The organism is Hyphomicrobium sp. B1, from assembly GCF_049532635.1.
In the GTDB taxonomy this organism is placed as follows: Bacteria; Pseudomonadota; Alphaproteobacteria; order Rhizobiales; family Hyphomicrobiaceae; genus Hyphomicrobium_B.
In genome coordinates this window covers 1288205-1303106 of record NZ_CP134871.1, presented here as the reverse complement: position 1 = coordinate 1303106, position 14902 = coordinate 1288205, and the positions used below count along the sequence as shown (strand labels likewise).

At 58.4% G+C, this 14902-nt stretch carries 14 protein-coding genes; 8 read left to right on the top strand and 6 right to left on the bottom strand.

What is annotated here, in order from left to right:
* The first annotated feature begins 3 nt into the window (after positions 1-3).
* The 4 genes from RLW55_RS06375 to hutX all read left to right on the top strand — a co-directional run bounded on the left by RLW55_RS06375 (position 4) and on the right by hutX (position 2312).
* Positions 4-825: a heme ABC transporter ATP-binding protein gene (locus RLW55_RS06375; RefSeq protein WP_423415919.1), complete on the top strand. Its 822-nt coding sequence runs from the start codon at positions 4-6 to the stop codon at positions 823-825.
* Positions 822-1223 carry a bleomycin resistance protein gene (locus tag RLW55_RS06370; protein ID WP_409561425.1) on the top strand — a complete coding sequence of 134 codons (402 nt, stop codon included), beginning with the start codon at positions 822-824 and terminating at the stop codon, positions 1221-1223. Before RLW55_RS06375 ends, RLW55_RS06370 begins: the two co-directional genes overlap by 4 nt.
* Before the next feature lie 214 nt (positions 1224-1437).
* On the top strand, positions 1438-1785 hold the full coding sequence (locus RLW55_RS06365) for an antibiotic biosynthesis monooxygenase family protein (protein WP_409561426.1): 348 nt from the start codon (positions 1438-1440) through the stop codon (positions 1783-1785).
* A gap of 5 nt (positions 1786-1790) precedes the next feature.
* On the top strand, positions 1791-2312 hold the full coding sequence (hutX, locus tag RLW55_RS06360) for a heme utilization cystosolic carrier protein HutX (protein WP_423415918.1): 522 nt from the start codon (positions 1791-1793) through the stop codon (positions 2310-2312).
* A 95-nt stretch (positions 2313-2407) separates the two neighbouring features.
* Here the strand turns inward: hutX and RLW55_RS06355 are convergent, their stop codons facing one another.
* The 3 genes from RLW55_RS06355 to RLW55_RS06345 all read right to left on the bottom strand — a co-directional run bounded on the left by RLW55_RS06355 (position 2408) and on the right by RLW55_RS06345 (position 5849).
* Positions 2408-3784: a sensor histidine kinase gene (locus tag RLW55_RS06355; RefSeq protein WP_414464209.1), complete on the bottom strand. Its 1377-nt coding sequence runs from the start codon at positions 3782-3784 to the stop codon at positions 2408-2410.
* Complete coding sequence (locus tag RLW55_RS06350; protein WP_409561429.1) at positions 3771-4448, bottom strand: winged helix-turn-helix domain-containing protein; 678 nt, start codon at positions 4446-4448, stop codon at positions 3771-3773. The genes RLW55_RS06355 and RLW55_RS06350 overlap by 14 nt, the downstream gene beginning before the upstream one ends.
* Before the next feature lie 135 nt (positions 4449-4583).
* Positions 4584-5849 (bottom strand): multidrug effflux MFS transporter, encoded by a 1266-nt coding sequence (locus RLW55_RS06345; RefSeq protein ID WP_409561430.1) that lies wholly within the window; start codon positions 5847-5849, stop codon positions 4584-4586.
* Positions 5850-6371: 522 nt separating this feature from the next.
* Between RLW55_RS06345 and RLW55_RS06340 the strand changes: the two genes are divergently transcribed.
* The 3 genes from RLW55_RS06340 (at position 6372) to RLW55_RS06330 (ending at position 11720) form a co-directional block, all read left to right on the top strand.
* Positions 6372-6923, top strand: a complete 552-nt coding sequence (locus RLW55_RS06340; protein ID WP_423415917.1) for an NYN domain-containing protein — start codon at positions 6372-6374, stop codon at positions 6921-6923.
* A 433-nt stretch (positions 6924-7356) separates the two neighbouring features.
* Positions 7357-10518 (top strand): efflux RND transporter permease subunit, encoded by a 3162-nt coding sequence (locus RLW55_RS06335; RefSeq protein ID WP_423415916.1) that lies wholly within the window; start codon positions 7357-7359, stop codon positions 10516-10518.
* A gap of 14 nt (positions 10519-10532) precedes the next feature.
* Complete coding sequence (locus RLW55_RS06330) at positions 10533-11720, top strand: efflux RND transporter periplasmic adaptor subunit (protein WP_423415915.1); 1188 nt, start codon at positions 10533-10535, stop codon at positions 11718-11720.
* Positions 11721-11773: 53 nt separating this feature from the next.
* Here RLW55_RS06330 and RLW55_RS06325 read toward each other — a convergent pair whose 3' ends face one another.
* The 3 genes from RLW55_RS06325 to RLW55_RS06315 form a co-directional block, all read right to left on the bottom strand.
* Positions 11774-12058 (bottom strand): hypothetical protein, encoded by a 285-nt coding sequence (locus tag RLW55_RS06325; RefSeq protein ID WP_409561434.1) that lies wholly within the window; start codon positions 12056-12058, stop codon positions 11774-11776.
* Between the two features lie 186 nt (positions 12059-12244).
* Entirely contained in the window at positions 12245-12655 is a 411-nt protein-coding gene (locus RLW55_RS06320) for a YeeE/YedE family protein (protein ID WP_013950064.1), read from the bottom strand.
* The gene (locus RLW55_RS06315) at positions 12652-13095 is read right to left on the bottom strand and encodes a YeeE/YedE family protein (protein ID WP_409561435.1); all 444 of its coding nucleotides are present in this window, start codon (positions 13093-13095) and stop codon (positions 12652-12654) included. Before RLW55_RS06315 ends, RLW55_RS06320 begins: the two co-directional genes overlap by 4 nt.
* A gap of 385 nt (positions 13096-13480) precedes the next feature.
* Here RLW55_RS06315 and RLW55_RS06310 point away from each other — a divergent pair, with 385 nt between their 5' ends.
* Positions 13481-14689: a hypothetical protein gene (locus RLW55_RS06310; protein WP_423415914.1), complete on the top strand. Its 1209-nt coding sequence runs from the start codon at positions 13481-13483 to the stop codon at positions 14687-14689.
* Positions 14690-14902 lie beyond the last annotated feature (213 nt).

The following is a 14902-nucleotide window of genomic DNA, read 5'->3' as shown; positions in this document are numbered from 1 at the left end:
GTCATGCTCGAAGCCCGCAACATCACGGTCAAACGTGGCCCTAAGGCGCTTCTTGCCGATGCTTCTCTAGCCATCGCGCCCGGCCGCCTGACGGCGATTATCGGTCCGAATGGCGCAGGAAAATCGACGCTGTTGCGCGTCATGGCGGGCGAACTGCGCCCGACGGTCGGTGCGGTTCTACTTGATGGCGATGACATCCGTCGTATTTCCGTCGCACGTCTTGCAACGCGGCGTTCGGTCGTAGCGCAATCGACCAGCCTGTCGTTTCCCTTCACCGTTCTTGAAGTCGTGATGCTGGGTGCAACGGTGCCCGGCTTTGGCGTTCGCGACACGGAAGCTGCGACGACCGCGCGCCAAGCTCTTCGCGCCGTTGGTCTTGCTGCTTTCGAAGCCCGTATGCTGCATGAGCTTTCCGGTGGAGAGAAGCAGCGCGTGCATATCGCGCGCGCCTTATGCCAGTTGGGCACGGCACCGCGCGAACCGGGCGAAACTGCCGCACTTCTTCTCGATGAACCGACAGCGAGCCTCGATCTCAAGCATCAAGGCGACGTTCTGAGCCTTATTAAAAAACAAGCGCAAAGCGGACGTGCCGTTTTGCTTGTCATTCACGATCTCAATCTTGCCGCAGCGTTCGCAGATGACGTCGTGCTGATGGCCGACGGCCGAATTGTTGGGCGCGGTACACCGGACGACATCTTGAATGAAGAGCTTCTCAGTCACACGTTCGGGTGTCGACTGCAGATCGAGGCATCGCGAGACGGTAGGCGGTTGGTTTTGCCAGCAGCGATCGCCCGTAGACTGGGAACCGGAGCCGCAACACAATGATGACATTGCCGGACGAACTTCACCACGTTGGCGTAGCCGTACCGTTGGCAATTCCTGTTCTTATTTCGACAGACATCGCGCGCGCTTCGGAGACGTACGCCAGCAAGGGCTTCAGCGTTGTGAACGCTGCACATAATTATCTCATTCTGCGCCGGCGCACAGTTGAGCTTCATATGTCCAGCGTGACACATATTCCCGAGCCGCACTGCGTTTCGGCCTACATTCGCGTGAGTGACGTCGACGATTGGCATGCCGCGTTCAAAAACGGGCGTGCGAAACGCCTTTCGACCGTCGAAGACAAGCCGTGGGGCATGCGCGAATTTCACTTCATCGACGACGACGGCAATCTTCTCAACATCGGCCAAATGCTGCCGAGTCACATCGCGTTCAACGCTTAAATCGCATGCGGATAATGTTGACTATTTATGTATATAATTTTAGCGTTCACCCGCAGTGGGCGCTTGCCTCTCGCATCACACGAATTTCGATCTAATATGCGTCTTAGAGCTTTTGACTTCCCGTCTCGCCGCTCTGAGATCATAAGCAGCGGGCCGGTTCGCCAACAAACCCCAGCTCCCGGCCCGCTGCTCACATGTCAATGAAGGTGATCACATGTACATCGCAATGAACCGCTTCAAAGTCGAACACGGAGCAGAGAAGGATTTCGAGGAAGTTTGGTTGTCACGCGAGGTAAACCTGCACAAGGAACCGGGCTTCATCACCTTCCATCTGCTTCGTGGTCCGACCAAAGATGATCATGTCCTTTATTCCTCGCACACGATGTGGCGTTCGTTCGCCGACTTCGATGCCTGGACGAAATCGGAATCGTTTCGGAAATCGCACTCGGGCGCCGGAACGGCAAAGAAGCTTTATCTCGGACACCCTGAATTCGAAGGCTTCGAGGTCATCCAGGAAGTTGCATCCGACGGCACGAAATCCGTTCTCGCTGCGGCTGAATAAGTATTATGAGCGAAGCTCTGACATCGGATGCCCCGGCGCGCCAGCCGCTACGGGAGCGGCTCGCCAAGAATGCGGACGGCATCCTCGAACAGATAGCGCGCGAGTATGGCGTGAGCACGTTCGATGTGGTGGAAGCGCTGCCTGCTGGGCATCGCGCCATCGTTCCCGGAAGTGCGTTCGAGAAAATCCTTGGTGCCCTCACATCGTGGGGTCCGATGGTCTTCATCGTGCACACGCCAGATATCGTGCTCGAATGCGAAGGACCTATCCCACCCGGCTCCGTCGGGCGGGGGTACTTCAATCTACACGGCGACAGCCCGATCGGCGGCCATATCAAGATCGAGAACTGCACGTCGATCGCCTTCGTGATGCGGCCATTCACGGGGCGCCAATCGCGCTCGATCCAATTCTTCAACGCGGCGGGAGAGGCGATGTTCAAGATCTTCGTTCGTCGCGACGAGAAGCGCGAACTGGTCGCAGAGCAGGTGAAGCTTTTTGATGCGCTGAAGACCGAACTCACCAGCTGACGACAATCGGACAACTGGATGAGCCGGGGGGACGTCGGACGGCGCATGGGGGAGATGCGCCGTCCGATTTTAATTTTAGCGTTCGCTCTCAGCACTCAGGACGCTATAGGAAATCGCACTTCGGCCCGAAGCCCCGGCGCATTGTCCAACAGATCGATTTTTGCGCCGTGCAGTTCCACGATCGCGGCGACAAGGCTGAGCCCTAAACCGCTGCCATCCGTCGATCGCGCCCGCTCAAGGCGATAAAGACGGCGGAAGACATTTTCGCGCTCGTGCTCCGGAATGCCAGGACCCGTGTCGGAGACATTCACGACAAACGCGCCAGGTTCCGACGTCAGATGGATCGCTATCTCGGTGCCCGGCGGGCAATGACGGATGGAATTCTCGATGAGATTGGCAAAGAGCTGCACGAGAAGCTCGCGATCACCACGAACATGCGTCGGACCAGAGCACGCCGACGTATATGCGAGCCGATCGCCGGCATCTTCGGCCACGATGTCGTAGACATCGCGGACGTCAGCCAGCACTTGCGCCAGATCGAGCGTGACGAAGCGAGATTTGCGAGCGCCAGCCTCAATCTGTGTGATGCGTAAAAGCGCGTCGAACGTTTCGGAGATCGAGTCGATATCGTCGAGCGCGCTGTCGATTGCACCCTGAAATTCCGCTTTATCGCCCGAGCCGCGGCTGGCGTCCTCGAGGCGCTGGCGCAATCGCCCGAGCGGCTTTTTCAAATCGTGGGCAATGTCGGACGACGATTGATTCACATTTTCAATCAGCCGCTGCAGATTTCCGAGCATCCCGTTTACCTGCATCGCGACCTGATCGATATCATCCTGCTGGCCGGATGTCGGAACGCGGGCCGTGACCTCGCCCTTCGATACGCGCGCCAGCGGACGCGCGAATGCGTCGATGCGATGCTGCGTTTCGCGCGCGAAATAAGTCGCACACAGCGCAATAGCCAGGAAAGCTGCAAGCAGACCGTAGCCGAGCAGCTTTTGCAGAAACGATTTCATCTGCTTGACTTCGCTGTTGTCGCTTCCGACCAGCAGTTTACCTTTGACCAGCGGCCGCCAGATCGCCAGGAACTCGTCATCCGGTTCGCCGCGATCCAGAGTGAGGAAAAGGTCTGAGCGCTTGAGCGTCATCCATTGGTTCGAATCTTTGACGCCGCGGACATTGCCCGCCAGAAAATTCCCCTTCTTGTCGACAAGCTCCATGATGAAATCGGGATCGCGCACCGATTCACTTTCGCTCGCGACGAGACCGACGAGATCGTCGAATGTGCGCTCGCCATCAAGAGCTGCGAGAGAATCGAGTGTGGTCTCGACGCGATCGCGAATGTCGGCGACGAGGCGCGCGCTTGCAACGAGATAGACGACGGTGAAAAGCGCCAGGATCGTCGTGATGAAAAACAGCGAAAATGTTGCCGCCAAGCGAAACGGCGTACGCTTCAGAAGATCACGAACCGTCATGGACCGTGTAGCCGCTCCCGCGGATGGTATGGATCAATTCTTTGCGGTAGGGCTTATCGATCTTCGCTCGGAGGCGCGAAATATGCGTTTCGACGACGCTCGTTTTCGGATCGAAGTGGAAGCTCCAGACACGTTCAAGCAGCATGGTGCGCGTCACGACACGACCACGATTTCGCATCAAAACCTCAAGGAGGCGAAATTCGCGTGGCTGCAAATCGATGAGATCGCCACCGCGCGTCACCTTTCGACTGACGAGATCGATTTCAAGATCGCCGACCTTGAGCCGCGTTTCCTCGCCCTTCGTATGTGGGCGACGTGCCAGCGCGTTGACGCGCGCGAGAAGCTCGGAGAAGGCGAAGGGCTTCACCAGATAATCGTCGGCGCCGGCGTCTAAGCCTTCGACGCGATCATCGACGCCGCCGAGGGCCGTCAAAAACAGAACCGGTACGCCACGGCCGGCGCTGCGGATGGTCTTGATGATCGCCAAGCCATCAAGGCTCGGAAGCATGCGATCCAGGATGATGACGTCGTAATTTTCCGAGACGGCCTGAGCGACCGCGTCGCGACCATCCGCCAGATGATCGACGGTGTGGCCTTCTTCTTCGAGGCCTTTCAAAATGTACGCTGCGGTGTTCTGATCGTCTTCAAGCAGCAGAATTCTCATGCTCGTCTCGCCTCGCAGCTCGCGAATTTGGCCAACAGCATAAACCTCATTCGCGCCAGCATGTAGTACAGGACAGCATACGAGGCCAAGCCCGCAGACGCATTCTGGCGTGCGTTACAGAAATTTTAGGCACCCTCACGCCGCCCGGTTGCGACCAAACATGCCGGAGAACCCTTCGACGCTCAGAACGAGCACACCCGCGATGAGACTGCAGATGGCGAATCCAGCAGAGATCGGGAAGATCGAGCCGTCGAAGGATCTTGCGACCAGACCGCCAGCAAGCGCACCGATTGCCGTACCGAGCGCCCCAATAACGGACGAGGCCATGCCGGCGTTATGTCCTTGAGGCTCCATGGCGATCGCGTTGAAGTTCGGCGCGATCAGACCAAAGAGAAAAAAGCTCAATCCGACGGCAAGAGCGAACGTCGCGAAACCTGCCGTGCCGAACGCCGATGCGGCAGCGAGCAACAAGGACACGGCGATGAATCCGACCAGCGCTGTATGCGAGACGCGGCGCATGCCGAGGCGGCCGACCAACCGTGCGTTGACGAACGACGCAACGGCAATCGCTGACGCGATAGCGCCGAAGACGATGGGGAACTCATCGCCGATGCCGAATACATCAACGAACACCTGCTGGGCGCTCGCCACATAGGCAAGCAGACACCCGAACATGAAGCCGCCAGCCGCGCCGTAGCCAGCCGTCAGAGGGTTCAAAAGCGCGGCCAGCAGCGCTTGGACCAACGTCAATGGCCGTTCGACGCCCAGCGCGGGACGTGCCGTTTCGGGCAGCCGCAGGCCGGACCAGATTGCAGCGCCGACGGCCATCACGAAAAGCACGATGAAGATCCAATGCCAATTGCCGACATGGACGAGCGCCTGCCCGACCGACGGTGCGAGGACTGGAATGGTGATGAACACCATCATCGCGAACGACATCACGCGAGCCATCTGCCGGCCGGCGTAGAGATCGCGAATCACCGCGATAGCGATGATGCGGGGCGAAGCCGCGCCGACGCCTTGAATGAGGCGTGCCGCCAACAGCATCTCGAATGACTTGGCCCACAGAGCCGCGATCGTGCCGAGGATGAAAACGGCAAGTCCAAGAAGCAACATCGGCTTGCGGCCATAATGATCCGAAAGCGGACCGAAGAAAATCTGCCCGACGGCGAAACCAGCCATATAAAGAACTACGATAAGTTGCCGGTCATTTTCGCTGGCGACGCCAAATGATGAGGCGATCTCGGGAAGGGCCGGTAGCATGATGTCGATGGCGAGCGCCGTCATGGCCATGAGGCACGCGCAGAGACAGACGAATTCGAAGAAAGAGATCGATAGCGGCTCGGACGGTTCGTCCTGGCGCGACGCCAGCGTCTGCGTTCCGCGCTCTGATGTGGACATCGCTTATTCCCTGAATTGATTTTCCCGACCAAGCCCCGCGGACGCCTGACGTGGCGCCAAAATGCGACGGGACGTCGACTTGATGCCGGGTTGCGGGCGGTGGGTAGCACGCCGATTCCGCTCAGTCATCCTGATGTTTGAACATGAGAGGGACGCGGTGCAGTCTCTTGAGGCGCAGGCGCCTTGAATGCAGGCGCGGCGCGGTCGACACCTTGATTGCAGTGCACGCGCGGACTTCTGAGCCGAAATGAGCGATCAGGCGCTCCGGTCGATGCGGAGTCTACGTCCCAATCGCAGAGGGCCTCCTTTGTTTAGCGTCGGAAATTTCGTTCGTTCATCTGCGATTAACAATGACGCATACTGATTATATGCAAAGGCGCTCTGTTCGAGAGTATCAGACACAGATCGCGTGAATTAGGCTATAATAGCGTCGGTAGAAAGCCCAGATGGATTGACATTCTGGTCTGCTACTCAAAATATCTGGCGCTCGATCCCGACCGCATTTTTATCTGGAAGGCGCGAATGAATTTCTATCCGACTGAGCGGGTAGCTTTATTTATTGATGGCGCCAATCTCTACGCGACAGCAAAATCGCTGGGCTTCGATATTGATTACAAAAGATTGCTCCGGCTTTTCCGCGACAAGGTTCTCTTGGTGAGGGCGCTGTATTACACGGCGCTGGCCGACGACCAGGAATATTCCTCTATCCGCCCGCTGGTCGATTGGCTTGATTACAACGGGTTTTCGATGGTCACGAAGCCGTCGAAAGAGTTTGTGGACGGCTCGGGTCGGCGCAAAATCAAAGGCAATATGGATATCGAGTTGGCCGTCGATGCCATGCGGCTTGCGGAGAATCTTGATCATATCGTCATTTTTTCCGGCGACGGAGATTTCCGGAGTCTCGTCGCAGCTCTCCAACAGATGGGCAAACGGGTGAGCGTTGTCTCCACATTGCAGACGCAGCCTCCCATGATTGCCGACGAGCTGCGCCGTCAGGCGGATCAGTTCCTAGATCTCGCCGATCTCGAAAAAGAGGTTGCGCGAACGCACAACGAAGCGCCCGACCTTCATTGACGCGATTGCCCCGCGGCGACGATCCAGTTGGCGTGCCAAATTCGTGCCCTGAGCTTTCCATCGGTATCGGCGAGCAGCTGCCCAAACCTGCCGTCCTGGATCGTCACCACGCGGATAATTCACAAAGCGAGTAAAAGCGGCCGCGGGTTCGAGACCCGGCTTATTGCTATGACATATCGCCACGCTCGCTGGTGGCGGCGAACGGGCTCTTTTCCGGACGCTGATTCGAAGCCACGGAGATTGTTGGGAAATCCGGAGCCATCCTCCGTAATTTCGATAAACTCATAGTTCGCTTGGGAAACTTGCTCCAAAATCGCGCGAATACGCGCTTGAGATAATGGTCACTTAGGTTTTTAAAAGCGTCTCGGGCTTTGGGGGAGAAGAGCCGGACCAATAGCGATTGATTGCTCCCGCGCTTCAGCACGGACGACGCATGGTCAACTTCTTTATACACCGACCGATCTTTGCTTCGGCGATCGCCGTCATCATGGTTCTAGCGGGCGCGATTTGCTATTTCCTGCTGCCGGTCTCGCAGCTTCCGGATGTTACGCCGCCACAGGTGGTCGTGAGCGCGATCTATCCGGGTGCCAGCGCGCAAGTCGTCGCCGATACCGTTACGACGCCGCTCGAACAGCAGATCAATGGCGTTGAAGGCATGACCTACATGTCGTCGTCGAGTTCGAACGACGGCTCATCGACGATCACGATCACCTTTGACGTCGGCTATCCGCTCAGCATTGCCGCGGTCGACGTGCAGAACCGCGTCTCGGAAGCCGCATCGCAGCTGCCGCCGATCGTCAATCAGGCCGGCATTACGATCCGCAAGCAAAATCCGAATTTCGTGCTGATCGTCAACCTGACGTCGCCCGACCACTCGGTCGATCCCGTCACACTCAGCAACTATGCCTATCTCCAGATCGTCGACCCGCTGAAGCGGTTGCCGGGTGTCGGCGACGTGCAGATCTTCGGCGAGCGCCGCTATTCAATGCGCGTGTGGCTCGACCCCGACAAGCTCTCGCAGCTCAACATTACGGCGGTCGATGTTCAGAATGCGGTCGCTGAGCAGAACATCCAGGTCGCGGCCGGTAAGATCGGACAATCGCCTGCGCCGCCCGGCACGCCGTTCGAGATGCAGATCAACGCCACCGGACGCCTCAGCAATCCGGAAGAGTTCGGCAATATCGTATTGCGCGCCAATCCAACGACCGGCGCAATCGTTCGGCTCCGAGATGTGGCGCGGATTGAGCTAGGTGCGCTGCAATATTCCTCGACGGCATTTTTCGGCAAAGACCCCTCCGTGGTGCTGGCAGTGTTTCAGATGCCGGGCTCTAATGCGCTCGAATTGCAAGAGCGCGTGCTCGCCAAAATGAAGGAGCTGTCGAAACGGTTTCCGAAGGGCATCTCCTACGCGATGCACTACGACACGACGCGCTTCGTCTCGGCCGCCATGCATGACGTGGTGTTCACGCTGCTCGAGGCACTGTTCCTTGTCGTGCTCGTCGTCTACATCTTCCTGCAAAGCTGGCGCACGACGATCATTCCGACAATCGCGATCCCGGTATCGTTGATCGCGACTCTCGTCATCATGGAGGCGCTCGGCTTTTCGCTGAACATGCTGAGTCTGCTCGGCATGGTGCTCGCAATCGGCCTCGTCGTCGACGACGCCATCGTCGTGGTCGAGAACGTCGAGCGCCAGCTTGAGAACGGTTTGAAGCCGATGGACGCTGCTCTAAAGGCGATGTCTGAGGTGACAGGCCCCATCATCGCGACAACCGGCGTGCTGATGGCCGTCTTCATTCCGGTGGCGTTCATTCCGGGCGTCTCGGGCAGGCTCTATAACCAGTTTGCATTGACGGTTGCGATCTCGGTCGGTCTGTCGGCGTTCAACTCGCTGACGCTCAGTCCGGCGCTGGCAGCAGCGTTTCTGCGGCATAAGCCTGCGTCGACGTTCTTTCTGTTCCGTTGGTTCAATGCTGGTTTCGACCGCATGTCGCACGGCTACGCCCATCTGGTCCACTTCCTTATTCGTATTCGCTGGGTGATGCTGATGCTGTTCGCCGGCATCCTGGCCGCAACGTATTTTATCGCTCAGCGCGTTCCCTCGACGTTCCTACCGGTCGAAGACCAGGGCTATTTCTTCGTCGTCGTCCAGTTGCCGGATGGAGCTTCGCTCGAACGCACCGACGAGGTTGCGAAAAAAGTCCGAGACATTCTGGAGGCAACGCCGGGCGTCGATATCGTCGGTTCGATTAGTGGTCTCAACTTTTTGACCAACGCCGCACAGTCGAACTCGGCGGTCGAGTTCGCTATCTTGAAGCCCTGGGACGAGCGGCCACCGTCGCAGAGCGCATCCAATCTCGTGGCTGCGGTTCGCCCCAAGTTGCTGATGATCCCGGAGGCGATTGCGCTGAGCTTTGATCCGCCGTCGATCCCGGGTCTTGGCACGACGGGCGGTTTTGAGTTCCAGGTGGAAGATTTGACTGGCCGAGGCAGCCAGGCGCTCAACGATGCGACACAGGCTTTGATTGCAGAAGCTCGCAAGCAGCCGGAGCTTGATGCGCAGCAGTTGTTCTCGTCTTTCTCGACGTCAACGCCGCAATTCAAGTACGACCTCGACCGTTCGAAGGCGAAGCTTCTGGGGCTCAGCCTGCCGGACGTGTTCAACACGCTACAGATCTATCTCGGCTCACTCTACGTGAACGACTTCAATCTGTTCGGGCGAACATTCCGGGTCACGTTGCAAGCGGACAAGTCCTCACGCGCTAATGCATCCGATTTGTCGAAGCTCTACGTGCGCAACGATACCGGCGGCATGGTACCCCTCAGCACGCTCGGAACCTTGAAGCCGATCGTCGGACCGGAAACGGTTCCGCATTACAACAACTATGCGTCGGCGCTCATCAATGGTGGGCCGGCGCCAGGCTACAGTACGGGCCAAGCAATCGCTGCCATGGAGCGAGCAGCGGCAACGGCGTTGCCCCGCGATTTCAGCTACGAATGGACCGGGATCACGTTCCAGGAGCTTAAAGCCGGTTCGATCGCGATTATGGTGTTTGCGCTCGCGAGCGTATTCGTTTTCCTAATCCTCGCCGCGCAGTATGAGAGCTGGTCTATGCCATTCATGGTGCTGCTAGCCGTGCCACTCGCTCTGTTCGGCGCTTTGCTCGCGATCTGGGTGCGCCATATGCAGATCGACGTCTATTCGCAGATCGGCTTCGTGATGCTGATCGGGCTATCGGCAAAGAACGCCATTTTGATCGTCGAATTCGCCAAGCGGCGACGGCTCGAAGGTCTGTCGATCGTCGAGGCGGCGATGGAAGCGGGTCGCCTTCGCCTCCGTCCGATCCTGATGACCGCCTTCGCCTTCATCCTCGGCGTCGTACCGCTGATGATTGCCTCTGGCGCGGGGGCCGCGAGCCGGCAGTCCATTGGTACGACCGTATTCGGCGGCATGCTGGCGGCAACACTGCTGACACTGCTGTTCGTGCCGGTCTTCTATGCCACCATCGAAAAATGGCGCGAGGGCCGCGATGCGGATGCGTCCGGCGAGACCCATACGCCACATGGTCCTTCAGCCCCCGTTGCTGCCGAATAGATAAGGGATTCGCGATGCGCGTTTGGAAAGCAGCTCTTCTCGGATTGATCGCCATCGGTGGCGTAGCGGCCTATGCCTATCGGGCGGAGATCCCAAAGCTCCTTGCCAAGGTTGAAAGCACCGGCGCCCCGCCGCATCAGGGTGCGTTCGTCATGCCGGTTCCGGTCGCGTCGGTTGTGAAGCGTCCGGTCAGTATCTATCTCGATTATCCGGCGCGGACCGAGTCGATCAATAACATCACGCTGCAAGCGCGCGTCTCCGGTTACCTTCAAGCACAGCACGTGCCTGACGGTTCTGACGTCAAGGAAGGCACGCTGCTTTATACGATCGACCCACGCGACTATCAGGCTGCGCTCGACCGGGCTAAGGCCGAAAAGCAGAGGGATATTGCGGCGCGCGATTACGCCCAATCAAATCTGCAACGCGGAACCGAGCTGACGAAAAGCGGCTGGCTCGCCAAAGATACATTCGACCAGCGGTCGAGTTCGTTGCGCCAGAGCGAGGCTGCAATCAACATCGACGATGCAGCCATTCGCACCGCCGAACTCAATCTCGAGTACACGCAAATCCGTGCGCCGTTCTCAGGCCGGCTTGGCAAGAACCAAGCGCCGATCGGGACGCTGATCAGCGTCGCGGGTGCGCCGCTCAACACGCTCGTTCAACTCGATCCGATTTACGTCACGTTCAACCCGTCGGAAACGGACCTCGATACGATTGAGAAGGTGCGCAAGAGCGGAGCTATAGCGGCAGAGGTCTTCGTGCCGGGCGACAGCAAGCCGCCGCATAAAGGCAAGATCACGTTCGTCGACAATGCGGTTGATCATTTGACGGGCACTTTGACTGCCAGAGCGACGATTGCGAACGCCGACTATGGACTGCTGCCGGGTCAATATGTTCGCATCCATGTACACGCCGGTGAAAACCCGAATGCTCTGATGGTTCCGCAAACGGCGATCGGTTCAAGCCAGCTCGGCAAATACGTTTATGTTGTCGGGCCAAAGAATATTGCCGAGCAAAAGCTGGTGACGCTCGGGCCGACTGAAGGCGATCTCGTCAGCGTGGTTGGACTGGACGAGAAGGATCTCGTGATTACAGGCAATCTGCAGAAGATCGGTCCAGGATCGCCGGTGCAGCCACTCACGGCGCCGCCGCCGCAAGCCAACAAAGCTGCGCTCCAGACCGGCAGCACGACGGTCAATTAAGCTCAGCCAAGCTCGGCACAAGCGTTGCTAGACACCTGGCTCTGCTGCGAAGCTTAGCGCTGCTTTGTTGCGTCGGCTTGGTCGGGAAGCGGGCTTAGAACACTATAGTGCTTGTGGCCCGGAAATTCCGCGGACGTGTCGGTTGTCGACGGCGGCATAATCGGTTTTTGAACGACGGGCAATGGCTTTGTATCGCTCGCGCGGTCGCGAACGATCAGGTACCAGCCGCAGAATGCGGCGATCGCCAGGAGTCCTAAAACCAGCACACCGGTGTTGTCGGTGCCGGGCGGCGGATGCGGAGCGCCCTCATGGTGCTCGGAGGGATCAGAAGCATTCATCGTCGAGCTCCAACCGTTCGCATCTCCAACGATTGGTCATTGGATTTCGCTTGGACGCGCTGATGTTTCATATCCTCGCGTACGACACGGCGTGCAGACAAGATCGTCTTCGTGACATTGGACCACGCTCAAATAGCAACGTCATGGCAGATGTCACTCTGAAGCAAGTGGCGAGGCGATGCAAGATCATGCGCGTTTCAGCCATGCGGCGAGTGCCACTCCGATCAACATCGCCGGCGCGAAAACAAAGATGGCCGGAGACGCGAGCGCGATCGATACGAGCGCCGGGCCAGGACAAAGGCCAACCAGTCCCCAGCCGATCCCAAAGACAGCCGCACCGAGGACAAGCTTACCATCGATCTGCCGGGCGGTCGGAAGATGAAAGCTCTCATCGAGCACAGGCTTTGCGCGGCGGAAGATCAGGCGATAGCCAATAGCGGTGACGATCACGGCGCCACCCATGACAAACGCCAAGCTCGGATCCCAATGACCGGCGATGTCGAGGAAGTTCAGGACCTTTGCCGGGTTGGCCATGCCAGACAGGATGAGACCGAAACCGAACACGAGACCGGCGAGCAGATTGACCAGCACAATCATTGGCCGGCTCCGATCATATGGCGCACAATGAAAACGACAGCGAACGCCATCGTCATGAAAACGGTGGTTGCCACGATGGAGCGAGGCGAAAGCCTTGACAGGCCGCAGACGCCGTGGCCGCTCGTACATCCGCCGCCGTACACCGCGCCGAAGCCAACGAGCAAACCAGCAATCGCCGCAAGCGGCAGGTTATCGGTGATGGTTTGAGAAATCGCGCTACCGGATACTGCCATCCAAACGATCGGCGCTGAAATCAATCCGACCACGAACGCCAGTGCCTGAAGCGGCTTGCTTTCACGCCCCGGTGCGAGCACGCGGCTCAACATTCCGCTGATGCCGGCGATGCGGCCACCCATCAACATGAGAAGAACGGCAGCACAGCCGATCAATGCTCCGCCTACCGCCGATGCGATCGGCGTGAACTCCGTCTCGATTGGCAATGCTCAATCCTTTTTTCGATCGTGATTCCCGTGCGGAAGATAGGCATGATTTGGCGCAATGCGATGTGTCTTCCGGCCCACGTGTGATAGCCGTCAGACTTTGCATTGCGCTTGTGACGATGGGAGACTCTGCTCCGCGCCCACAGCGGCATCGGATCCAAACCTTCGCGGTTGCATCGCAAGCGTTCATCTCCATGACAGTTCCTTGATGAAATGGCCGGGTAAGGCCTTATTTTTCTTACATTTTTGTATTGATCCCAATCGCGGTCCCTGGGACTGAACGTCATTAAAGCGTAGGGTTAAGAATGTTTTAACGCTGGCGTGGAGGGGATCGGCTGCAGACGGACCTGCTCCGTATTTTGAGTAGCTACGGGGAACATCATCTATGAACAAAGTGGCAGCACTGGCGCTCGTTCTGGCGAGCGCTTCGTCGGCCTATGCCGCCGACAACGAATCCTTCATCGACCAGATCGGCTCTTCGAACACATCGACAGTTGCGCAGGAAAACGGCAACAACACTCAAGCCGCCCAGCAGGTCGGCACGGGTAACTCGGCCATCACGGCGCAGACCAACGGTTATGCCAACGGCAGCAATGCCTCTGGCGTCGCTCAGTTCGGCAAGAACAACGTCGCGACGACGATCCAGAGCACGAATGCTCCGAACAGCCAGGCGACGGCGATTGCCGTCGGCAATGCCTCGTTCACGACCCAGGTCGGCGAAGGCAATAGCGCACTTGCCGGTCAGACCGGTGGCAAGAACAACCAGGCCACTTTGGAAGTCGGCAAAGGCAACACCGCCATTACGGCGCAGACCGACAACTCAGTCGTCGCCGCCAGCACCAACGGTTCGTTCACCAGCCAGTTCGGCTCGAAAAACCAGTCGCTGACCTCACAGACGACACAGGACCACACCGACAGCCTGACCGGCGTATTCAGCACAGGCGGGCAGAACTCGGCCGCGACCTTCCAGACCGGCGATGCCAACTCGGCGATCACCAGCCAGGATGCGAGTGGCGGTTCGCTTCGCGGCGTTGGCAACCAGGCGCTCACGGTTCAGGCCGGTTCCAAGAATGAAGCGGTTACGGCGCAGAGCGGCACCGTGTTCAACGGCGCAAGCAACAGCCAGACGAATGCGTCGTTCACGGGCCAGTTCGGCTCAGAGAACTCAGCGATCGTCGCTCAGGCCAATGCAGCGAACACGCAGGGTACGCTTCAGTACGGCAGCCAGAACTCGGCAATCACCTCGCAGCAGAACGCGCCGACTTCCACCATCGGAGTCAACAATGCCTTCACCTTTCAGTCGGGCGTGAAGAACGTCGCTTTGACCAACCAGATGATGGCGAATCCGCTGGCAGGCAATACCAACGCGTCGTTCACCGCGCAGACAGGCGCCGGCAACCAAGCCGTTGTGGCCCAAACGACGGCTGATGCTCCGACCGTTGCGGGCGCCGCGAACACGCAGGCAACGTTCCAGGTCGGCAACGGCAACTACGCACTGACGTCGCAGGCCTATAGCGGCTCGGCCAGCGTCGTGAACGCTTCGCTCGTTGCTCAGTACGGCGCCCACAACGCTGCGATCGTTTCCCAGAAGTAGTCTCAGGATCGGTAAGACAGCGGACATTCGTCCGCTGTCTTATCTTTGCTGCGCAAATGGCAGCCAAGCCGGATCGAAAAACGAACCCTATGCTATCAGTTTAGTTGTTGGCTTCATGTTCCGTTTTCGAAAAGACCAGACTTCCGAATCCGCCGTATGCGGAATGCTGTCACAATATGGCGGCCTGAATTGTCTTGCGGCCTTACTCGTGAT